Below are 25,092 nucleotides of genomic sequence, written 5' to 3' on the forward strand. Positions count from 1 at the left end.
GGCAACGCCTTCCTCGACGCCTTCGCCGAGCACCGCCGCGCGGCCGGTCTGCCCGCGACCGCGATCGCCTGGGGCCCCTGGGGCGCCGGGGAGGGCGACGGCAGTGTGGTCGGCGACCGCATGCGCCGCCACGGGATCCTGACGATGGCGCCGGAGCGCACGCTGTCGGCTCTGCAGCACGTGCTGGACCGGGACGAGACGACGCTGACCGTCGCCGACATGGACTGGAGGCGGTTCACCCTCGCCTTCACCGCGGACCGCGACCGGCCGCTGCTGGGGGAACTCCCCGAGGCGCGGCGCGTGATCGAGTCCGCCGAGCGCGAGTCCGCCGACGACCTGGCGGGGGGCGTGCCGCTGACCCGGCAGCTCGCCGGTCTGCCGGAGGCCGAGCAGGAGCGCCTGCTCCTCGACCTCGTCCGCACCGCCGTGGCCGCCGTTCTCGGACACGCGGACCTGTCGGCCGTGGAAGCGAACCGGGCCTTCAAGGAGCTCGGCTTCGACTCGCTCACCTCGGTCGAACTCCGCAACCGCCTCGGGGCCGTGAGCGGACTCAAGCTGCCCGCCAGCCTGGTCTTCGACCACCCCACGCCGGCCGCCGTCGCTGTTTTCCTGCGCGCCGGAATCGTCCCCGACGCCGCGGCGGGCGGCGCCTCGCTCCTTGAGGAGCTGGACAAGCTGGAGGCCGTGCTGCAGCGGGGGACCGGCGACAATATCGTACGGGCGCGGGTGACGATGCGGCTCCAGTCGTTGCTGGCCAAGTGGAACGAGAGCGACGAGCCGGAGCCGGCGGCCCCGGTGGCGCCCGCGGGCGGGGAGGCCGGCACCGGGGCGGACCCGGCCGGCACCGGGGCGGACGACGTGGCGCAGCTCCAGGACGCCAGCGACGAGGAGCTGTTCGCGTTCATCAACAAGGGGCTCGGCCGGGCCTGAACCGTGGATCGGGTATTCGGCCGCCACCCGGCGGCCGAATACCCGAATCCTCGGGCCGCCCGGCTTCCGTCTGGTCCCGACAATTAGGGAACAGATGGCGGAACATTATTGACGGGGGAGTCTTCGCCGGTCACCATGGTCGACACCCTTTGAATTGCGGCCCGGCAGCCATGCCTCACGCAACCTGCGATGCAGGGGTCTGTAGGGGTCCGTTAGGGGTTATCCGCGGAATCGCGAGCTGAATATTCTGACCGCCGGCCAGCCGATGTGATCACCAAAGCGGCGGCTGCGTACCAGATGCGATTCCCGGATTTCCGATAATTTTCTGACGGCGCCTGCTGCAAAATAGGTGGTTGCGTTACATGGCGAGTGAAGAGACGCTGCGGGACTACCTGAAGCTGGTGACGGCGGATCTGCATCAGACGCGTCAGCGGCTGCGCGACGCCGAGGCGAAGAGCCAGGAGCCGATCGCCATCGTGGGCATGGCGTGCCGCTACCCCGGTGGTGTGGCGTCGCCGGAGGACCTGTGGCGGGTCGCCGCCGAGGGCGTCGACGCGATCAGCGGCTTCCCGGCCGACCGCGGCTGGGACCTGGAGGCGGTGTTTCACCCGGACCCCGACCACCCGGGCACCAGCTACGCCGACCAGGGCGGCTTCGTCTCCGACATCGCCCGCTTCGACCCGTCGCTCTTCGGGATCTCGCCGCGTGAGGCGCTGGCCATGGACCCGCAGCAGCGGCTGCTGCTGGAGACGTCCTGGGAGGCGTTCGAGCGGGCGGGCATCGACCCGACGTCGATGCGCGGCAAGCAGGTCGGCGTGTTCGTCGGCACCAGCAACCACGACTACTTGGCGGCGCTGCTCAGTTCGTCCGAGAACATCGAGGGCTACATCGGCATCGGCAACGCGGCGAGCGTCGCGTCCGGCCGGCTCTCCTACACCTTCGGCCTGGAGGGGCCGGCGCTGACGGTCGACACCGCCTGCTCGTCCTCGCTGGTCGCCCTGCACCTGGCCGTCCAGGCGCTGCGAAACGGCGAGTGCACGCTGGCGCTGGCGGGCGGCGCCACGCTCATGTCCGCTCCCGGCACCTTCGTCGACTACAGCAAGCAGCGGGGCCTCGCCGACGACGGCCGCTGCAAGGCGTTCTCCCCGGAGGCCGACGGCTTCAGCCTCGCCGAGGGCGTCGGTGTCCTCCTGGTGGAGCGGCTGTCCGACGCGCGCCGCAAGGGACACCCCGTCCTCGCCGTGGTCCGCGGGTCCGCCGTGAACCAGGACGGCGCCAGCAACGGCCTCACCGCCCCCAACGGCCCGTCCCAGCAGCGCGTCATCCTTCAGGCACTCTCCAATGCCCGGCTCACCCCCGACGAGGTCGACGCCGTCGAGGCGCACGGCACCGGCACGAGCCTCGGCGACCCCATCGAGGCGCAGGCGCTGCTCGCCACCTACGGCCAGGACCGCCCCGACGGCAGGCCGCTGTGGGTCGGCTCGCTCAAGACGAACATCGGCCACGCCCAGGCCGCCGCCGGTGTGGCGGGCGTCATCAAGAGCGTGATGGCGATGCGGCACGGTGTGCTGCCGCGCCTCCTCCACCTGACCGAGCCGACGCCCCACGTCGACTGGTCCGCGGGAGAGGTGTCGCTGCTCGCCGAGGCGCTGCCCTGGCCCGAGGTCGACCGGCCGCGCCGCATCGGCGTGTCGTCCTTCGGCATGAGCGGCACCAACGCGCACATCATCCTGGAAGGCGCCGAGACCGCGTCCGACCCGGCGGAGGCCGCTGCACCGGCCCATTCCGCCGATCCCGCCGGCCTGGCGGCCGGCGCGGCCGCCCTGCCCGTCGTCGTGTCCGGCCGGACCGAGGCCGTCCTGCGCGCGCAGGCCGCCGCGCTGCACGCCCACGTCACCGCCCGCCCCGACCTCCGCGTCGCGGACGTCGCGTACTCGCAGGCGCTCACCCGGGCCGCCCTCGACCGCCGCGCCGCGGTGGTCGCCGACGACCGCGACGGCCTGCTCGCCGGGCTCGCCGCACTGGCCGCGGCGGACACCTCCGCCGACGTCGTCGAGGGGAGCGCCGGCGAGGGCAAGCTCGCCTTCCTCTTCACCGGCCAGGGCAGCCAGCGGCTCGGCACGGGCCGGGACCTGTACGCGACGTACCCGGCGTTCGCGCAGGCCCTGGACGCGGTGTGCGCGCACATGGACGCGCACCTCGACCTGCCGCTGAAGGACGTGCTGTTCGGCGAGGACGCGGACCTGCTCGACCGGACGGAGTGGACCCAGCCGGCGCTGTTCGCCGTCGAAGTGGCCCTGTTCCGGCTGGTCGAGTCCTGGGGCCTCAGGCCGGACTACCTGGCCGGTCACTCCATCGGCGAGATCGCCGCGGCCCACGTGGCGGGGGTGTTCTCGCTGGAGGACGCCTGCACACTGGTCGCCACCCGAGGCCGGTTGATGCAGGCGCTGCCCACGGGCGGTGTGATGATCGCGCTGGAGGCGTCGGAGGACGAGGTCCTGCCGCTGCTGACCGACCGGGTGAGCATCGCCGCGGTCAACGGGCCGCAGGCGGTGGTCATCGCGGGCGACGAGGACGCGGCCACGGCGATCGCGGAGTCCTTCGCGGGACGGAAGTCGAAGCGCCTGGCGGTCAGTCACGCCTTCCACTCGCCCCACATGGACGGCATGCTGGAGGCGTTCCGCGAGGTGGTGGCCGGGCTGTCGTTCCAGGCCCCCCGCATCGCGGTCGTCTCCAACGTCACGGGTGACCTGGCCGGCGAGGACATGGCCTCCGCCGGCTACTGGGTGCGCCACGTCCGTGAAGCCGTCCGCTTCCTCGACGGCATCCGCCGGCTGGAGAGCCGCGAGGTCACCACGTACCTCGAACTGGGCCCCGGAGGAGTCCTCTCGGCCCTGGGCCAGGAGTGCCAGACCGCCACGGGGCACCGGGCCGCGGCCTTCCTGCCCGTACTGCCCACCGGCCGATCCGAGGCCCGGTCGCTGACGGCGGCGGTCGCCGGCGCCTACGCGCGCGGGCAGTCCCCGGACTGGCAGGCGCTGTTCGCCGGCACCGGCGCCCGCCGTGTCGACCTGCCCACCTACGCCTTCCAGCGCGAGGCGTACTGGCCGCGGGACGCCTTCTCCTACCTGGCGGAACTCCCCGAGGACGGCCGGCCCGCCGCCACCGACGCCAGGTTCTGGGAGGTCGTCGACAGCGAGGACCTGGCCGCCCTCGCCGACACCCTCGGCATCGAGGGCGACCAGCCGCTCAGCGCCGTGCTGCCCGCCCTGTCCGCCTGGCACCGCCGCCACCGCGACAGCGACCGGATCGACCAGTGGCGCTACCGCGTCCAGTGGCAGCCGCTGACGGACCTGCCGCCCGGACGGCTCACCGGGCAGTGGCTGCTCGTCCTGCCCGCCGCGCACGAGGACGACCTGTGGGCGCGCGCCGCCCGGGAGATCCTGACCGCGCGCGGCGCCACCGTGCGAACGCTCGTCCTCGACCCGGCCGCCGACGACCGCGCGGCCGTCGCCCGGCGCCTGGACGAGGACGGTGCCGCGCCCGGGGACCTCTCCGGTGTCCTGTCCCTCCTCGGTCTCGACGAGCGGCCGCACCCCGAGGACCCCGCACTGCCCGCCGGGCTCGCCGCCACCGCCGCCCTCGTCCAGGCGCTCGGCGACGCCGGAGCCGAGGCGCCGCTGTGGAACGCCACCCGGGGCGCGGTCTCCACCGGCCGTACCGACCGCCTCACCAGCACCGCACAGGCCCAGGTCTGGGGCCTGGGCCGCACCGCCGCGCTCGAACTGCCCGGCCGCTGGGGCGGTCTGGTCGACCTGCCGCGGACGCCCGAAGACCGCGCCGCCGGCAGGCTCGCCGACATCCTCGGCGCTCCCGGCGGCGAGGACCACCTCGCCGTGCGCGCCACCGGGGTCTTCGTCCGCCGACTCGTCAGAGCCCCCCGCCAGGAGCGCCCCGCCGGCGAGTGGACCACGACCGGCACCGCGCTGGTCACCGGCGGCACCGGCGCCCTCGGCCGGCACCTGGCCCGCATGCTCGCCCGCGCGGGCGCCGGCCACCTCCTGCTGGTGAGCCGCCGCGGCCCGGACGCGGAGGGCACCGGCGAACTCGCCGTGGAACTGAACGCCCTGGGCGCCGAGGTCACCTTCGCCGCCTGCGACGTCGCCGACCGCCAGGCGGTCGCGGCACTGCTCGCGGGCATCCCCGCCGAGCACCCCCTGACCACCGTCGTCCACGCCGCGGGCGTCCTCGACGACGGAGTCCTCGACGCGATGACGCCGCGCCGCCTCGCCGACGTCCTGCGGCCCAAGGCGCACGCCGCGCAGATCCTGGACGAGCTGACGCGCGGGCTCGACCTGTCCGCGTTCGTGCTGTTCTCCTCGGTCGCCTCCACCTTCGGCGCCGCGGGCCAGGCAAACTACGCTGCCGCCAACGCCCACTTGGACGCCCTCGCCGAGCAGCGGCGCGCCGACGGCCTGCCCGCCACCGTGCTCGCCTGGGGCGCCTGGGCCGAAGGCGGCATGGCCACCGGCGAACTCGTCACCGAGCGGCTGCGGCTCGCGGGCCTTCCAGCGCTTCCCCCCGACCTCGCCGTCGCGGCGCTGCGCTCGGCGCTCGCGCAGGACGAGACCTCCGCCGTCGTCGCCGACGTCGACTGGCGGCTGCTCGCCCCCGGTCTCGCCTCCGTACGCCCCTGCCCGCTGATCGCCGACCTTCCCGAGGCCGCGCAGGCGCTCGCCGGAGCGGCCGGGACGGCCGCCCCCGGGAGCGACACCGGCACGTTCGCCCACCGGCTGGCCGACGCCCCCGAAGGCGAACGCGACGCCCTCGCCCTGGAGTTCGTCCGTGCCCAGGTCGCGGCCGTCCTCGGTCATCCCGGACCGGAGTCCGTCGACCCCGGCACCGCCTTCCGGGACCTCGGCTTCGACTCGCTGACCGCCGTGGAGATCCGCAACCGCCTCGCCGCCCGCACCGGCCTGCGGCTCCCCGCCACGCTGATCTTCGACTACCCCAACGCCAACACCCTCGCGGACTTCCTCCGCGGCGAGGTGCTCGGCGGCCAGGGCACGGACGCGGACCGCCGCGCCCCCGCCACCACCGCCCCGGCCACCGGCGACGACCCGATCGCCATCGTCGCGATGAGCTGCCGCTTCCCCGGCGGCGTCCGCACACCCGAGGACCTGTGGCAGCTCCTCGCCGGCGGCCGTGACGCGGTCTCCGGGTTCCCCGCCGACCGAGGATGGGACCTCGACGGGCTCTACGACCCCGAGGGCGCGGCCGAGAACAGCAGCTACGTCCGCGAAGGCGGATTCCTCCAGGACGCGGGCCACTTCGACCCCGCGTTCTTCGGCATCTCGCCGCGCGAGGCGCTGGCGATGGACCCGCAGCAGCGCCTGCTGCTGGAGACCTCGTGGGAGGCCTTCGAGCGCGCCGGCATCGACCCCACGACCGTCCGCGGCGAGCAGATCGGCGTCTTCACCGGCACCAACGGCCAGGACTACCTCAGCGTCATCCTGGCCGCCCCCGGCGGCGCCGAGGGCTTCATCGGCACCGGCAACACCGCGAGCGTCGTCTCCGGCCGCATCTCCTACGTCCTCGGTCTCGAGGGCCCGGCGGTGACCGTCGACACCGCGTGCTCGTCGTCGCTGGTCGCCCTGCACTGGGCGATGCAGGCGCTGCGCCAGGGCGAGTGCTCGATGGCCCTGGCGGGCGGCGTCACCGTGATGTCCACGCCCGCGTCCTTCATCGACTTCAGTCGGCAGCGCGGGCTCGCGGAGGACGGCCGGATCAAGGCGTTCGCCGCCGCGGCCGACGGGACGGGCTGGGGTGAGGGCGTCGGCATGCTGCTCGTCGAGCGGCTGTCCGACGCGCAGCGCAACGGCCACCCGGTCCTCGCGCTCGTGCGCGGCTCGGCCGTGAACCAGGACGGCGCCAGCAACGGCCTGACCGCGCCCAACGGCCCGTCGCAGCAGCGCGTGATCCGCCAGGCCCTGGCCGGCGCCGGTCTGGCGGCCACCGACGTGGACGCGGTCGAGGCGCACGGCACCGGCACCACGCTCGGCGACCCGATCGAGGCCCAGGCCCTGCTGGCCACCTACGGCCAGAACCGGTCGCCGGAACAGCCCCTGTTCCTGGGGTCCGTCAAGTCCAACCTCGGCCACACGCAGGCCGCCGCCGGTGTCGCGGGCATCATGAAGATGGTGCTCGCGATGGAGCACGGCGTGCTGCCGGCGACTCTGCACGTGGACGAGCCCACCCCGCACGTCGACTGGACGGCGGGCGACATCACGCTGCTCACCGAGGCCCGGGAGTGGCCCGAGACCGGGCGGCCCAGGCGAGCCGGCATCTCCTCCTTCGGCATCAGCGGCACCAACGCCCACACGATCGTCGAACAGGCCCCGCAGACCGTCGAGTCCGGCGACTCCACGACGCGCCGTCCCGGCCCCGTGCCGTGGGTGCTCTCCGCCAGGACCGAGGACGCCCTGCGCGAGCAGGCACGTCACCTGCGCTCCCGCGCCCAGGCCGACCCCGGCCTGCGCCCGGAGGACCTGGGACTCTCCCTCGCCACCGGCCGCACCGCCTTCGAACGGCGCGCCGCGGTCGTCGCCGCCGACACCGAAGGACTGCTGGCCGGGCTCGCGGCACTCGCGGACGGCCGGTCGGCCGCACAGACGGTGACGGGCTCCCCGGCGGCCGGCAGGTCGGCGTTCCTGTTCACGGGACAGGGCAGCCAGCGGCTGGGCATGGGCCGGGAGCTGTACGCGGCCTTTCCGGTGTTCGCGGACGCGCTCGACGCGGTCTGCGCGCGCATGGACACCCACCTCGAAGTGCCGCTGCGTGACGTGCTGTTCGGGGACGACGTGGAGGCGCTCGACCGGACGGAGTTCACGCAGCCGGCGCTGTTCGCCGTCGAGGTGGCGCTGTTCCGGCTCCTGGAGTCGTGGGGTGTGAAGCCGGACTTCGTGTCCGGGCATTCGATCGGCGAGATCGCCGCCGCGCATGTGGCGGGTGTCCTGTCGCTGGAGGACGCGTGTGCGCTGGTGGCGGCGCGTGGGCGGCTGATGCAGGCGCTGCCGACCGGCGGTGTGATGGTCGCGGTGCAGGCGTCCGAGGGCGAGGTCCTGCCGCTGCTGAACGACCGCGTCGGCATCGCCGCCGTCAACGGCCCTCGGTCGGTCGTGGTCGCCGGTGACGAGGACGCCGCGACCGCGATCGCGGACTCGTTCGGGGACCGGAAGTCCCAGCGTCTGACGGTCAGTCACGCGTTCCACTCGCCGCACATGGACGGCATGCTGGAGGCCTTCCGCGAGGTCGTGAACGGGCTGTCGTTCGAGGCCCCGAGCATCCCGGTCGTCTCGAACCTGACCGGCGCCGTGGTCACGGACGAGATGGCGTCGGCGGACTTCTGGGTGCGGCACGTCCGTGAGGCCGTCCGCTTCCTCGACGGCATCCGCGCCCTGGAGGCCGCGGGCGTCACCACGTACCTCGAACTCGGCCCCGACGGAGTCCTCTCCGCCATGGCCCAGGAGTGCCTGACCGCCGAAGGCGCCGCCTTCGTCCCGGTCCTGCGCTCCTCGCGCCCCGAGGCCGAGACCGTCGCCACCGCGCTCGCCCACGCCCACACCCGGGGCATCGCGGTCGACTGGCAGGCGTACTTCGCCGGGACCGGCGCGCGCCGTGTCGACCTGCCCACCTACGCCTTCCAGCGGCAGCGCTACTGGCCGGGCCTGCCCTCCCTCTACCTGGGCGACGTCGAGGCGATCGGCCTCGACGACACCGCGCACCCGCTGCTGAGCGCCGGGGTCGCCCTGCCGGAGTCCGACGGGATGGTGTTCGCCGGACGGCTGGCCCTGTCCACCCACCCCTGGCTGGCCGACCACGCCATCCTCGGCCGCGTCCTGCTGCCCGGCACGGCCTTCGTGGAGCTCGCGATCCGTGCCGGCGACCAGCTCGACTGCGACTACCTCGAGGAACTGACCCTCGAAGCGCCCATGGTGCTGCCGGAGAGCGGCGGCGTCCAACTGCGGCTGTGGGTCGGCGCCCCCGACGGGGCCGGACGCCGTCCGCTCGCCCTGCACTCGCGCCCCGAGGGTGCCGCCGCGGAGGAGCCGTGGACGCGGCACGCCGCCGGTGTGCTCTGCGAGGGGGGCCGGCCGCCGGCCGACGCCGGCCTCGCCGAGTGGCCCCCGGCCGGTGCCCGCCCGCTGGAGCTGGACGGCCGGTACGACGGCCTCGCCGCCATCGGATTCGCCTACGGCCCCACCTTCCGCGGCCTGCGGGCCGCCTGGCAGCGCGACCGGGAGATCTTCGCCGACGTACGGCTACCCGAGGGCGTCGAGGAGGAGGCCCGCCGCTTCGGTCTGCATCCGGCCCTGCTGGACGCGGCACTGCACGCCATCGGCCTCGGCGGCATCGGCGCCGACGACGGCCAGGGGCGCCTGCCGTTCGCCTGGAGCGGGGTGTCCCTGCACGCGGGCGGCGCCTCCGCCCTGCGCGTACGCCTCACCCCGGCCGGCGCCGAGGGCGTCCGGCTGGAGATCGCGGACGCCTCCGGCGCGCCCGTGGCGGCCGTCGAGTCCCTGGGCCTGCGCCCCGTGACCGCCGACCAGCTGGCGGCGCGGCCTGCCTGCCACGAGTCCGTCTTCCGTCCGCACTGGACCGAACTGCCGGGTCCGACCGCCTCCGTGGACGGTTCCCCGGTCCGCCTCGCCGCCCTCGGCGACGAGGCCCGCGCCCTGCTCGCCGGTACGGACGCCGACTCCCACCCCGACCTCGCGGCGCTGCTCGCGTCCGTCGACGCCGGGGCGGCCGTTCCCGACGAGGCCGTCGCCGTCATCGCCGCCCACCCGGGGACCGTTCCCGCGCCGGTCGTCCACCAGGCCGCGCACGAGGCCCTCGAACTCGCCCAGAGCTGGCTCGCGGACGACAGGCTCGCCGCCTCCCGCCTCGTCGTCGTGACCCGGGGCGCCGTGGCCGCCGGCACGACCGGCGCAACGGAAGGCGTGGACGACCTGGCCGCGGCGGCCGTGTGGGGCCTGCTGCGCTCCGCGCAGACCGAGAACCCGGGCCGGATCGCCCTCGTCGACGTCGACGGCCACGCCCGCACGACCCAGGCCCTGCGGGCGGCCCTCACCAGCGACGAGGAGCAGTTCGCCGTGCGCGGCGGCACGGTGCTCGTGCCGCGCCTGGCACGTGTCGAGAACCGTACGACCGCCCAGGACGACGACCGCGACCGCGGTCCCGCCTTCGGCCCCGACGGCACGGTGCTCGTCACCGGCGCCACCGGCGCGCTCGGCGGCCTCGTCGCCCGGCACCTGGCCGGCCGGTACGGGGTGCGGCGGCTGCTGCTCGTCGGCAGGCGCGGCGCCGAGGCGCCCGGCGCCGCCGCGCTCGTCGCGGACCTCGCCGCATCCGGTGCGGAGGCGACCTGGGCGGCCTGCGACGTCGCCGACCGGGACGCGCTCGCCGCTGTCCTCGCCGGCATCCCCGGTGAGCACCCGCTGACCGGCGTCGTGCACACCGCCGGCGTCCTCGACGACGGCGTCGTGTCCTCACTGACCCCGCAGCGGCTCTCCGCCGTCCTGCGCCCGAAGGCCGACGCCGCCCTCAACCTCCACGAGCTCACCCAGGGCGCGGACCTGACCGCGTTCGTGCTCTTCTCGTCCACCTCCGGGCTCTTCGGCGGCCCGGGGCAGGCCAACTACGCCGCCGCCAACGCCTTCCTCGACGCGCTCGCCCAGCATCGCCGTGCCCGCGGACTGCCCGCGACCTCGGCGGCCTGGGGGCTGTGGGACGTCGCCGACGGCATGGCCGGCTCCCTCGACGCCACCGACGTCAACCGGATGCGCCGCGCCGGGCTGCCGCCGCTGACGGCCGCCGACGGCCTGGACCTGTTCGACACCGCACTGACCCTGTCCGACCCGTCCGTCGCCCTCATGCGGGTGGACGCCGAGGCGCTGCGCGCCCTGGCGGCGGCCGGAACCCTGGCGCCGCTGCTGCGCGGCCTCGTCCGCGGCGTGGCCCGGCGCACCGCCGACGCCTCCGCCGCCACGGGGGCGGCACAGTCCGAACTGCGGGCGCGGCTCTCCGGGCTTCCCCCGGCCGAGCGGGACCGCGCCGTGCTCGACCTCGTCCGCACCGAGGTCGCCGCGACGCTGGGACACGCGGGCGCCGCGTCCGTCGAGCCGGGCCGCGCCTTCAAGGAACTGGGCTTCGACTCGCTGACCGCCGTCGAGTTCCGCAACCGGCTGGCCGCCGCGACCGCGCTGCGCCTGCCCGCGACGCTCATCTTCGACTACCCCGACCCCACCGTCCTCGCCCGCCATCTGCGCGTCGGACTGACCGGCGACACGCCCTCGGCGGCCGAGGCCGCCCCGGTCCTCGCGGCCGCCGACGACGAGCCGATCGCGATCGTGGCGATGAGCTGCCGCTACCCCGGGGGCGTCCGTACCCCCGAGGACCTGTGGGAGCTCCTGACGGCCGGAGCGGACGGCATCACGCCCCTGCCGCAGAACCGCGGCTGGGACACCGAGGCGCTGTACGACCCCGACCCCGAGAGCCGGGGCACGAGCTACGCCCGCGGCGGCGGCTTCCTCCACGACGCGGCCGAGTTCGACGCCCACTTCTTCGGCATCTCGCCGCGCGAGGCGCTGGCCATGGACCCGCAGCAGCGCCTGCTCCTGGAGACCACCTGGGAGGTCTTCGAGCGGGCCGGGATCGCGCCGTCCTCCGTGCGCGGCAGCCGCACCGGCGTCTTCGCCGGCGTGATGTACCACGACTACGGCGCGCGCCTGCACGCCGTGCCCGAGGGCGTCGAGGGCTACCTCGGCACCGGCAGTTCCAGCAGCGTCGTGTCGGGACGCGTCTCGTACACCTTCGGCCTTGAGGGGCCGGCGGTCACGGTCGACACCGCGTGCTCCTCCTCCCTGGTCGCCCTCCACCTGGCGGCGCAGGCCCTGCGGCGCGGCGAATGCTCGCTGGCCCTGGCGGGCGGCGTGACCGTGATGTTCACGCCGGGCACGTTCATCGAGTTCAGCCGCCAGCGCGGTCTGGCGGCCGACGGCCGCTGCAAGTCGTTCGCGGCCGCCGCCGACGGCACCGGCTGGGGGGAGGGCGCGGGCATGCTCCTGCTGGAGCGGCTCTCCGACGCCCGCCGCAACGGGCACCCGGTGCTCGCGGTCGTGCGCGGCTCCGCCGTCAACCAGGACGGCGCCAGCAACGGCCTGACCGCGCCCAACGGGCCCTCGCAGCAGCGCGTGATCCGCGCCGCCCTCGCGGGCGCCGGTGTCGCCGCGAAGGACGTCGACGTCGTGGAGGCGCACGGCACCGGCACCACGCTCGGCGACCCCATCGAGGCGCAGGCCCTTCTCGCCACGTACGGGCAGGAGCACACGCCCGAACAGCCTCTGCTGCTCGGGTCGGTGAAGTCCAACCTCGGTCACACGCAGGCCGCCGCGGGTGTCGCCGGCGTCATCAAGATGGTGCTGGCGATGCGGCACGGCGTCGTGCCGAAGACCCTCCACGTCGACGAGCCCACCCCGCACGTCGACTGGTCGTCCGGCGCGGTCTCCCTGCTCACCGAGCAGACGGCCTGGCCCGAGACCGGCCGCGCGCGGCGGGCCGGCGTCTCCTCGTTCGGCATCAGCGGCACCAACGCGCACGCCATCATCGAACAGGCCCCCGAGCCCGGGCCCCGGGCCGGGCAGGAGTCCGGCTCCACGCCGGAAGCGGGGCCCAACCTCCTCCCCGTCGTCGTGTCGGCGCGGGGCGAGGAGGCGCTGCGCGCACAGGCCCGCCGTCTGCACACGCGGCTGCGCGACGAACCCGCCGTCCGCCCGGACGACATCGCCTTCTCGCTGGCCACGACCCGCTCCGCCCTCGAACAGCGCGCCGCGGTCGTCGCCGCGGACCGCGACGGCCTCCTGCGCGGCCTGGACGCCCTCGCCCGAGGGGAGGACATCGCAGGACTGCTGCGCGGCACCGCCCGCACCGGCGGCACGGCCTTCCTCTTCACCGGCCAGGGCAGCCAGCGCCCCGGTATGGGCAGCGAGCTGTACGCGGCACACCCGGTGTTCGCGGCAGCCCTGGACGAAGTCTGCGGCGAACTCGACCGGCACCTCGACCGCCCGCTCAAGGACGTCGTGTTCGCCGCCGACGCGGACCCGCTCGACCGCACCGGCTGGACCCAGCCAGCGCTCTTCGCCGTCGAGGTCGCGCTGTTCCGTCTCCTCGAATCGCTCGGCCTGAAACCGGACTTCGTCGCCGGGCACTCCGTCGGCGAGATCACCGCCGCCCACGTCGCGGGCGTTCTGTCCCTCCGGGACGCCGCCGAACTGGTCGCCGCCCGAGGCAGGTTGATGCAGGCGCTGCCCGCCGGGGGTGTGATGATCGCGCTGGAGGCGTCGGAGGACGAGGTCCTGTCCCTGCTGACCGACCGGGTGGGCATCGCCGCCGTCAACGGACCGCAGTCGGTGGTCGTCTCCGGCGACGAGGGCGCGGCGGTCGCGATCGCGGAGTCCTTCGCGGACCGCAAGTCCAAGCGGCTGCCGGTCAGTCACGCGTTCCACTCCCCGCACATGGACGCCATGCTGGCGGACTTCCGCAAGCTTGCCGAGGGCCTGGTCTACGCCGCCCCGCGCATCCCCGTCGTCTCGAACCTCACTGGTGCCGTGGTCACCGGCGAGATGGGCTCCGCGGACTTCTGGGTGCGGCACGTCCGCGAGGCCGTCCGCTTCCTCGACGGCGTCCGCGCCCTGGAGGCCGCGGGCGTCACCACCTACGTCGAACTCGGCCCGGACGGCGTGCTGTCCGCCATGGCACAGGACTGCGTCACCGCTGCCGACGCGGTCTTCGCGCCTGTCCTGCGCCACGGCCGGCCCGAGGCCGAGACCCTCGTCACGGCCGTCGCCCGCGCCCACGTCCACGGCGCCGCCGTCGACTGGGAGGCGTACTTCGCGGGCACCGGCGCCCGGCGCGTCGCCCTCCCCACCTACGCCTTCCAGCGCAAGCGCTACTGGCTCGACGTGGGCCTCGGCGCCGAGGACGTCCTGGCCGCCGGACTCGGCACCGCCGACCACCCGCTGCTCGGTGCCGCCGTCGAACTGCCCGCGTCCGGCGGCCTCGTCCTCACCGGGCGCCTGGCCCTGGCCAACCACCCGTGGCTGGCCGAGCACACGGTCATGGACACCGTCCTGCTGCCCGGCTCGGCCTTCGTGGAACTCGCCCTGCGCGCCGGGAGCGAGTGCGGCTGCGGCACGCTGGAGGAACTCACCGTCCAGGCGCCGCTCGTCCTTCCCGAGCAGGGCGCCGTCCAGCTCCAAGTGGCGGTGGAGGCACCCGACGACGCGGGCCGGCGCAGCCTGACCCTCTACGCCCGGCGGGCCGACACCGCCCCCGACACGCCCTGGACCCGGCACGCCGTCGGCATCCTCGCGCCCACCACGGCCGCCGCGGACGCGCCCGACCTGGCGGCGTGGCCGCCGCCCGGCGCGGAGCCCGTCCCCACCGAGGCGTTCTACCCGGCCGCTGCCGCCGCCGGGCTCGGCTACGGCCCGGTGTTCCAGGGCCTGCGGGCCGCCTGGCGGCGCAGCGACGAGACGTTCGCGGAGATCGCCCTCGCCGAGGAGCACACCGCCGACGCCGCCGAGTACGGCATCCACCCCGCGCTGCTCGACGCGGCCCTGCACGCCATCGGCCTGCGGGCGCCCGCCGACGGCGCCACGGAAGGCCCCCGGCTGCCCTTCGCATGGACCGGTGTCCGGCTGCACGCGGCCGCCGCCGCCGTCCGCGTCCGCCTGACCTCCGCCGAGTCGGGGGGAGTCGCCCTGGACCTGGCGGACACGACCGGCGCGCCGGTCGCCTCCGTCGAGTCCCTCGTCCTGCGGCCCGTCACCGCGGGGCAGATCGGCGAGGATCGGGCCGCCCACCACGAGTCACTGTTCGGTGTCGAGTGGACCAGGCTGCCCCTCCCGGCCGCCGCCATCCCCTCCGGTGAGCGGTGGGCCGCACTCGGCGACGGCGCCGCCGCCCCGCGCGTCGGCGGCGAGCCCCTGGAGACCCACCCCGGACTCCCCGCGCTGCGCGCCGCGCTCGCCGCGGGCGCCCCGGCACCGGACGTCGTCCTCGTACCGCTCCCCACCGCCACGGACGACGAGCAGGCGGCCGGCGCACGCACGGCGGCCCACCACGCCCTCGCCCTGGTCAAGGAATGGCTCGCCGAGGAACTGCTGGACGACGCACGGCTCGTCCTCGTCACGCGCGGCGCGGTCGCGGCCGCCGACGGCGAACACGTCACCGACCTCGCCCACGCACCGGTCTGGGGTCTGGTGCGCTCCGCGCAGTCCGAGAACCCCGGGCGCTTCGTGCTCGTCGACACCGACGGCACCGACGCGTCGCTGGCGGCCCTGCCCGCCGCACTCGCCACCGACGAACCCCAGTTCGCCCTGCGGGCGGGCGAGGCCCACGCGTTCCGGCTGCGCCGCATCGCACGGGACGGCGCCGAGACCGGGGCTCCCGCCTTCGACGCCGGGGGGACGGTGCTGGTCACCGGGGCCACGGGTACGTTGGGCGGGCTGGTGGCCCGGCATCTCGTGGCGGAGCGCGGTGTGCGGCATCTGCTGCTGCTGAGCCGGCGCGGCGCTGACGCGCCCGGTGCCGCGGAACTGACCGCAGACCTGGTCGCGTCGGGCGCCTCGGTGGTGTGGGCGGCGTGCGACGCGGCCGACCGCGAAGCCCTCAGCGCCGTCCTGGCGGCCGTCCCCGCCGAGAATCCGCTGACCGGCGTCGTCCACACCGCCGGAGTCCTCGACGACGGCATCATCGACTCCCTCACCCCGCAGCGCCTCGACACCGTCCTGCGCCCCAAGGCCGACGCCGCCTGGAACCTGCACGAGCTGACCGAGGGCGGCGCGGTGACCACCTTCGTCCTCTTCTCGTCCGTCGCCGGCTCCTTCGGCGCGCCCGGCCAGGGCAACTACGCCGCCGCCAACGCCTTCCTGGACGCCCTCGCCCAGCACCGGCGCGCCCGCGGCCTGCCCGCCACCTCGCTCGCCTGGGGCCTGTGGGCCACCGAAGGCGGCATGGCGGGCGCCCTGGAGGACACCGACCTCAGCAGGATGGCCCGCTCCGGCGTCCTCGGACTCGCACCAGCCGAAGGACTGTCCCTCTTCGACACCTCCGGCACCCTCGACGACGCCGTCCTCGTGCCCATGCGCGTCGACCTGGCGTCGCTGCGCGCCCAGGCCGACGGCACGCTGCCGCCGCTGCTGCGCTCCCTGGTCCGCACCCCGGCCCGCCGCGCCGCCGGCACCCGCAGCCCCGGCGGGACCGGTCCCGGCGCCGGTGCCACGGACTCGCTGGAGGCCCGCCTTGCCGGGCTCACCGCGGACGAACGCGACCAACTGCTCACGGACCTGGTCCGCACCCAGGCCGCCGCGGTCCTCGGCCACGGCGGCGCGGACGACGTGGACGCCGCCCGGGGCTTCCTCGACCTGGGCTTCGACTCCCTCACGGCGGTCGACCTGCGCAACCGGCTCACCGCGCACGCGGGGCTCCGGCTGCCGGTCACCCTCATCTTCGACTACCCGTCGCCCGCCGCCCTCGCCCGCTACCTCGGCGAGCGGCTCGGCCACGGCGACCAGGCACCCCGGCCCGTCCACGCGGAACTCGACCGGCTCGAAGCGGTTCTCGCCGCGGTCGGCCCCGACGACGTCGAACGCGCCGGCATCACGTCCCGGCTGCGAGACCTTCTGGCGAAGTGGAACGGAACGCACAGTGCACAGGACAGCGCCGCCGAGGAGCGGCAGATCCAGTCGGCCACCGCCGAGGAGATCTTCGGCCTCCTCGACGACGAACTGGGGCTGTCCTGAACCGCCCCGCGCCGGCCGGCTCCCCGACACGACCCGGCCCGGCCCGCGGCCTCCGATCCACCGGCTCCGCGCGAGCCTTCCGACTTCGATCCCGGGGATGGCGTAAATGGTGAACGAGGAGAAGTACCTCGATTACCTCAAGCGGGCGACCACCGACCTCCGCGAGGCGCGGCGGCGGCTGCGCGAGATGGAGGAGAAGGACCAGGAGCCCATCGCCATCGTCGCGATGAGCTGCCGCTACCCCGGCGGGGTCGCCACCCCCGAGCAACTGTGGGAGCTCGTCGCCCACGGCGGCGACGCGGTCTCCCCGTACCCCACCGACCGCGGCTGGGACACCGACGTCCTCTTCGACCCCGACCCCGACAGCGGGATCGACGCCTACGAGAAGGTCGGCGGGTTCCTCCACGACGCGGCCGAGTTCGACCCCGGCTTCTTCGGGATCTCGCCGCGCGAGGCGCTGGCCATGGACCCGCAGCAGCGGCTGCTGCTGGAGATCTCGTGGGAAGCGCTCGAACGGGCCGGGATCGACCCGGCCGCACTGCGCGGCAGCCGCACCGGCGTCTTCGCCGGACTCATGTATCACGACTACGCCGCCCGGCTGTTCAGCGTCCCCGAGGAGATCGAGGGCTTCCTCGGCAACGGCAGCTCCGGCAGCATCGCCTCCGGACGCGTCGCCTACACCCTCGGCTTCGAGGGTCCGGCCGTCACCGTCGACACCGCGTGCTCCTCCTCGCTGGTCGCCCTCCACCTCGCGGCCCAGGCGCTGCGCGGCGGCGAGTGCACCCTCGCCCTCGCGGGCGGCGTCACCGTGATGTCGACGCCGGGCACCTTCACCGAGTTCAGCCGCCAGCGCGGTCTGGCCGGCGACGGCCGCTGCAAGTCGTTCGCTGCTGCCGCCGACGGCACCGGCTGGGGCGAGGGCGCCGGCATGCTCCTGCTGGAGCGGCTCTCCGACGCCCGCCGCAACGGCCACCCGGTCCTTGCGGTCGTGCGCGGCTCGGCCGTCAACCAGGACGGTGCCAGCAGCGGCCTGACCGCGCCCAACGGCCCGTCGCAGCAGCGCGTCATCCGCGCCGCCCTCGCCGGCGCGCGCCTTTCCGCAGGCCAGATCGACGTCGTCGAGGCGCACGGCACCGGCACCACGCTCGGCGACCCCATCGAGGCGCAGGCACTGCTCGCCACCTACGGGCAGGAGCACTCCGAGGACCGGCCGCTGTGGCTCGGCTCCGTCAAGTCCAACATCGGGCACACCCAGGCCGCCGCCGGCGTCGCGGGCGTCATCAAGATGGTCATGGCGATGCGCCACGGGAGGCTCCCGCGCACGCTGCACGTCGACGCGCCGACGCCCAACGTCGACTGGACCGAGGGCGCGGTCTCGCTGCTCACCGAGTCCGTCGCGTGGCCCGACACCGGTCACCCGCGCCGGGCCGGCGTCTCCTCGTTCGGCATCAGCGGCACCAACGCCCACACCATCATCGAGCAGGCCCCCGAGCCCGCCGAAGCGGAACAGGAGGGGGAACCGCCGGCCGCGGCCCCGGCTCCCGTCCCCCCGCTGTGGAACCTCTCCGCCAAGACGTCGGCGGCCCTGCGCGCCCAGGCGGCCGGACTGCGCGACCACCTGACCGCCCACCCCGGTCTCCGGGCGGAGGACGTCGCCTACTCCCTGGCCACCGGACGCTCCGACTTCGAGCACCGAGCCGTCCTCACCGCCGGCGACCCGGCCGGTCTCCGCGACGCACTGGCTTCCCTCGCGGACACGGGGGCCGACGAAGCGGCGGCGACCGTCCCGGGCGCCGCACGCGGACGCCCGGTCGCGGGTAGGACGGCGTTCCTGTTCACGGGACAGGGCAGCCAGCGCCTCGGCATGGGGCGGGAGTTGTACCGGACGTATCCGGTGTTCGCGCGGGCGCTGGACGCGGTCGGCGAACGGCTCCCGCTCGAAGTGCCCCTGCGGGACGTGCTGTTCGGGTCGGATACCGAACTGCTGGACCGCACGGAGTACGCGCAGCCGGCACTGTTCGCCGTCGAGATGGCGCTGTTCCGGCTGCTGGAGTCGTGGGGCGTGAAGCCGGACTTCGTCTCCGGACACTCCGTCGGGGAGATCACCGCCGCGCACGTGGCGGGCGTCCTGTCGCTGGACGACGCCTGTGCGCTTGTCACGGCCCGCGGCCGGCTGATGCAGGCGCTGCCGGGCGGCGGCGTGATGATCGCGCTGCAGGCGGCGGAGGACGAAGTCCTGCCGATGCTCACCGACCGGGTGAGCATCGCCGCCGTCAACGGCCCGCAGTCGGTCGTCGTCGCCGGCGACGAGGACGCGGCGCTGGAGATCGCCGCGCGGTTCGCAGACCGTAGGTCCAAGCGGCTGACGGTCAGTCACGCGTTCCACTCGCCGCACATGGACGGGATGCTGGAGGCGTTCCGCGCGACGGTGGCGGGGCTGTCGTTCGAGTCGCCCCGCATCCCGGTGGTCTCCAACCTGACCGGCGACGTCGTCACCGGCGAGATGGCCTCGGCGGACTTCTGGGTGCGGCACGTCCGCGAGCCCGTCCGCTTCCTCGACGGCGTCCGCACCCTCGCCGGGCGCAACGTCGCGCACTTCGTGGAACTGGGCCCGGACGCGGTGCTGTCCGCCATGGCCCAGGAGGGCTCGGTCGGCGAGACGGCCGCGTTCGTCGCCCTGCTCCGCACCGGCCGCCCCGAGACGGAGACCGTCACGGCCGCCCTCGCCCGGCTCCACGTCCGCGGCGTGCCCGTCGCCTGGGACGCCTACTACGCGGGCAGCGGTGCCCGGCGCGTCGACCTCCCCACCTACGCCTTCCAGCGCGAGGCGTACTGGCTCGACGCCGGCCGCCCCGCGGGGGACGTCTCGGCCGCCGGACTCGGCGCCGCCGACCACCCGCTGCTCGGCGCCGCGGTCGCGCTCGCCGGCCTCGACGGCTTCCTCTGCACCGGCCGGCTCTCCCTGGACACCCATCCCTGGCTGGCCGACCACGCCGTCCACGGCACCGTCCTGCTGCCCGGCACTGCGTTCGTGGAACTCGCGATCCGCGCCGGCGACCAGGTCGGCTGCGACCTGCTGGACGAACTCACCCTGCACGCGCCGCTGGTCCTGCCGGAGGACGGCGCCGTCCAGGTCCAGGTGTGGGTCGGGGCGCCGGACGCCACGGGCCGCCGCACCCTCGGCGTGCACTCCCGGCCCGAACCGGCCGGGGACACCTCGCAGGACACGGCCCATGACGCGCCGTGGACACTGAACGCCGACGGTGTCCTCGCCACCGGCGCCCCCGGCCCCGGCTTCGCCCCCGAGGTCTGGCCGCCGGCGGGCACCACTGTCGTGCCCGTGACCGACCTGTACGCGGGCCTCGCCGAAGCGGGCCTGGAGTACGGGCCCGCCTTCCAAGGCGTGCGCGCCGTCTGGCGCGCCGCCGAGGGGACGACCTACGCAGAACTCGCCCTCGCCGACGAACAACGCGCCGACGCGGCGTGCTTCGGCCTGCACCCCGCCCTGCTCGACGCGGCCCTGCACACCATCGGCCTCACCGGGCTCGTCGAGGACACCGCCGGCGGCCGGCTGCCGTTCTCCTGGAACGGCGTCGCCCTGCACGCCGTGGGCGGCTCCGTGCTGCGCGCACGGCTGACGGCGTCCGGCCCCGAGGCCGTGGCACTGGCGCTCGCCGACGAAGACGGCCGGCCCGTCGCCGACGTCGCCTCGCTCACCCTCCGCCCGGTCTCCGCCGGACAGATCGCCACCGGGCACGGCGGCCACCGCGACGCCCTGTTCGCCGTGGACTGGATCCCCTGCGAGCCGCCCCGTACGGAGGCGCCCGCCGCCGCGGACTGGGCCGTGCTCACCGCCCCCGCCGCGTCCCAGGAGTTCCCAGGCGGCGGCCGGGACCTGCCCGGCACCCGGCACGCCTTCACGGCCGCGCTGATCGAGGCCTGCGAGGCGGGCGCCCCCGTACCCGGCACCGTCCTGGTCCCGTACGCCGCCCCGGCCACGCTCACCGCCGACGCCGTCCACGAGGCCGCGCACCGCACGCTCGCCCTGCTCCAGTCCTGGCCGGCGGAGGACCGCTTCGCCGGCACCCGCCTCGTCCTGCTCACCGAAGGCGCGCTCGCCGCTCGCGACGACGACCGCGTCCCCGACCCGGTCCACGCCGCCGTCTGGGGTCTGGTGCGCTCCGCGCAGTCCGAGTACCCCGGGCGCTTCGTGCTCGTCGACACCGACGGCACCGACGCGTCGCTGGCGGCCCTGCCCGCCGCGCTCGCCACCGGCGAACCCCAACTCGCCCTGCGCGAGGGCATCGCGCACGCCGCCCGTCTCACCCGGGTTGCCATGCCCTCCGACGCGGCTCCCGCCTTCGACGCCGGGGGGACGGTGCTGGTCACCGGGGCCACGGGTACGTTGGGCGGGCTGGTGGCCCGGCATCTCGTGGCGGAGCGCGGTGTGCGGCATCTGCTGCTGCTGAGCCGGCGCGGCGCTGACGCGCCCGGTGCCGCGGAACTGACCGCAGACCTGGTCGCGTCGGGCGCCTCGGTGGTGTGGGCGGCGTGCGACGCGGCCGACCGCGAAGCCCTCAGCGCCGTCCTGGCGGCCGTCCCCGCCGAGAATCCGCTGACCGGCGTCGTCCACACCGCCGGAGTCCTCGACGACGGCATCATCGACTCCCTCACCCCGCAGCGCCTCGACACCGTCCTGCGCCCCAAGGCCGACGCCGCCTGGAACCTGCACGAGCTGACCGAGGGCGGCGCGGTGACCACCTTCGTCCTCTTCTCGTCCGTCGCCGGCTCCTTCGGCGCGCCCGGCCAGGGCAACTACGCCGCCGCCAACGCCTTCCTGGACGCCCTCGCCCAGCACCGGCGCGCCCGCGGCCTGCCCGCCACCTCGCTCGCCTGGGGCCTGTGGGAGGACACCGACGGCATGGCGGGCCGCCTCGACCAGGCCGACCTGAACCGCATGAAGCGCGGCGGCGTTCAGGGCCTCACGGCCGCCGAGGGCCTCGCGCTCCTCGACCTCGCCGACGCCCTCGGCGCCGCCGGCCGTGCCGGAGGCGCCGGCGACGGCGGTTCCCCCCGCGGCCTGCTGGTGCCCATGCGGCTGAGCCTGCCCCGCGGCGCGCGCGGCACCGACGTCGCACCCCTGCTGCGCGGCCTTGTCCGCGGCCCCGGCAGGCGCCCCGCCACCAGCGCCGGGGACCGTGCCGCAGCGGGCGGATCCGCCGGTACCGCCCTGGAGCAGCGCCTCGTCGCGCTCGATCCGGCCGAGAGGGAGCGGCTGCTCCTCGGCCTCGTCCGCGGCCACGTGGCGGATGTCCTCGGCCACGGATCCCCGGACGCCATCGAGCCCGAGCACGCCTTCAGCGAGCTGGGCTTCGACTCCCTCACCGCCGTCGAACTGCGCAACCGGCTCGGCGCCTCGGTCGGCAGACGGCTGCCCGCCACCCTGATCTTCGACTACCCCACCTCCCTCGCCCTCACCCGGCACCTGCTCCTCGAGTTGGCCGGGACGGACACGGCCACGCGCTCGGCCCTTTCCTATGGAGCCGTCACCGAGGGCGCCCTCGCGGACGACCCGATCGCCATCGTCGCGATGAGCTGCCGCTTCCCCGGCGGCGTCACCACGCCGGAACAGCTGTGGCAGCTCCTGGAGAACGGCGACGACGCCGTCTCCGGCTTCCCCGACGACCGGGGCTGGGACCTCGACGCCCTCTACGACCCCGACCCGGACCACCCGGGCACCTCGTACACCCGGCACGGCGGCTTCCTCCACGACGTCGCCGCGTTCGACCCCACCTTCTTCGGCATCAGCCCGCGCGACGCCGTCGGCACCGACCCCCAGCAGCGGCTCCTTCTGGAGACCACCTGGGAGGCGTTCGAGCGGGCGGGCATCGACCCGGCGACCGTGCGCGGCAGCCGTACGGGTGTCTTCGCGGGCGTGATGTACCACGACTACGCCACGCTCCTCGAACGAAGCGCCGACGGCTCCCTCGGCTCCGGCAGCACCGGCAGCATCGCCTCGGGCCGCGTCTCCTACACCTTCGGCCTCGAAGGTCCGGCCGTCACCGTCGACACGGCGTGTTCGTCCTCGCTGGTCGCCCTGCACCTGGCCGTCCAGGCGCTGCGCAACGGCGAATGCGACATGGCGCTGGCCGGCGGCGTCACCGTCATGGCCACCCCCGGCACCTTCGTCGGCTTCAGCCGTCAGCGCGGCCTGTCCGCCGACGGCCGCTGCCGCGCCTTCTCCGCCGACGCCGACGGCACCGGCTGGGCCGAGGGCGCGGGCATGCTGCTGGTGGAGCGGCTGTCGGACGCACGCGCCAAGGGCCACCCGGTCCTGGCGGTGGTGCGCGGCTCGGCCGTCAACCAGGACGGTGCGAGCAACGGCATGACGGCGCCCAACGGCCCGTCGCAGCAGCGGGTCATCCGCGCCGCACTGGCCGGCGCGGGCCTGAGCGCGGCGGACGTGGACGCGGTCGAGGCCCACGGCACGGGCACGACGCTGGGCGACCCGATCGAGGCGCAGGCGCTGCTGGCGACGTACGGCCAGGAGCGCGGTGGCGACCAGCCGCTGTGGCTGGGCTCGATCAAGTCCAACTTCGGCCACACACAGGCCGCGGCCGGTGTCGCCGGCATCATCAAGATGGTCATGGCGATGCGGCACGGTGTGCTGCCGCGCACCCTCCACGCCGACCAGCCCTCGGCACACGTGGACTGGTCGGCGGGCGCGGTGTCCCTGCTGACCGAGTCGGTGCCGTGGCCCGAGACCGGCCGCCCGCGCCGGGCCGGGGTCTCGTCGTTCGGCATCAGCGGCACCAACGCTCACACGATCATCGAGCAGGCCCCTGCCGCCCCTGCCGCCCCCGCTGTCCCTGAGCCTTCTGTCCTGCCGGGCCCTGTGCCCGTGCGGCTGTCCGGCCGCACCGCCGATGCCCTGTCCGCCCAGGCCCGTACCCTGCGCGCACACCTTGCCGCCAACCCCGGCACCTCCCTGCCCGACCTCGCGTACTCCCTGGCCACTGGCCGGGCCTCCTTCGACCACCGCGCCGTCGTCGTCGCTTCGGACGACACGTCGCTCGCCGCCGCGCTCGACGGCCTTGCCGACGGGCGTCCCGCTCCCGGGCTCACGGCCGGCACGGTCAGCAAGGGCGGCCGCACCGCGTTCCTCTTCACCGGGCAGGGCAGCCAGCGGCTGGGGATGGGGCGTGAGTTGTATGCGGCCTATCCGGTGTTCGCCGAGGCACTTGACGCGGTGGGTGAGCGGCTTGGGCTGGGTGTGCTGTTCGGTGATGACGCGGAGGTGTTGGATCGTACGGAGTTCGCGCAGCCGGCGTTGTTCGCGGTGGAGGTGGCGCTGTTCCGGCTGCTGGAGTCGTGGGGTGTGAGGCCGGACTTCGTGTCGGGGCATTCGGTGGGTGAGATCGCTGCTGCGCATGTGGCGGGGGTGCTGTCGTTGGATGATGCGTGTGTGCTGGTGGCGGCGCGTGGGCGGTTGATGCAGGCGCTGCCGGCGGGTGGCGTGATGGTCGCGCTGGAGGCGTCGGAGGACGAGGTCCTGCCGTTGCTGACGGAGCGGGTGAGTGTTGCGGCGGTGAACGGGCCGCGGTCGGTGGTGATCGCGGGTGACGAGGACGCCGCGACGGCGGTCGTGGAGTCGTTCGAGGGGCGGAAGTCGAGGCGTCTGGCGGTCAGTCATGCGTTTCATTCGCCGCGCATGGACGGGATGCTGGAGGCGTTCCGTGAGGTGGTGTCGGGGCTGTCGTTCGCGGCCCCTCGTATTCCGGTGGTGTCGAACCTGACGGGCGCCGTGGTCACGGACGAGATGGCGTCGGCGGACTTCTGGGTGCGGCATGTCCGTGAGGCCGTGCGCTTCTTGGACGGTGTCCGCGCGCTGGAGGCGGCGGGGGTCACGACGTACCTCGAACTCGGCCCGGACGGTGTGCTGTCGGCGATGGCGCAGGAGTGCGTGACGGGCGAGGGCGCCGCCTTCGCCCTGGCGCTGCGCGGTGGCCGCCCTGAGACCGAGACCGCTCTCTCCGCTCTCGGTTACCTGCACGTCCGTGGTACGGCCGTGGACTGGCCGACCCTCTTCGCCGACACCGGTGCACAACGGGTGGATCTGCCCACCTACGCGTTCCAGCGGGCCCGCTACTGGCCCGACACCGTCAATCCGCTCCCTGGCGATGCCGCCGGGCTCGGGCTCGCCGCCGCCGGACACCCGCTGCTGGGTGCGGCTCTCGCGCTCGCGGACGTCGACGGGTGTGTGTTGACGGGGCGGTTGTCGTTGCGTTCGCATCCG

Annotated in this window: 3 protein-coding genes; all 3 read left to right on the forward strand. The window is 75.0% G+C overall.

Annotated features, from left to right (window positions below):
* Window positions 1-930, forward strand: a 930-nt coding sequence (locus ACP4IX_RS35030; RefSeq protein ID WP_426558596.1) for a phosphopantetheine-binding protein, incomplete at its 5' end; no start/stop codon positions are given.
* 362 nt (window positions 931-1,292) lie between these two features.
* Window positions 1,293-16,796 (forward strand): type I polyketide synthase, encoded by a 15,504-nt coding sequence (locus tag ACP4IX_RS35035; protein WP_426558598.1) that lies wholly within the window; start codon window positions 1,293-1,295, stop codon window positions 16,794-16,796.
* Between the two features lie 106 nt (window positions 16,797-16,902).
* Window positions 16,903-25,092: type I polyketide synthase (locus ACP4IX_RS35040; protein ID WP_426558600.1), on the forward strand; the 8,190-nt coding region annotated here is incomplete at its 3' end.

It is taken from the genome of Streptomyces sp. WG5 (genome assembly GCF_049974565.1).
Taxonomy (GTDB): Bacteria; Actinomycetota; Actinomycetes; order Streptomycetales; family Streptomycetaceae; genus Streptomyces.

What these genes read in the sequence shown, in the direction of transcription:
- ACP4IX_RS35035 (WP_426558598.1), top strand. Translation starts at nt 1,293, where the DNA reads ATGGCGAGTGAAGAGACGCTGCGGGACTACCTGAAGCTGGTGACGGCG.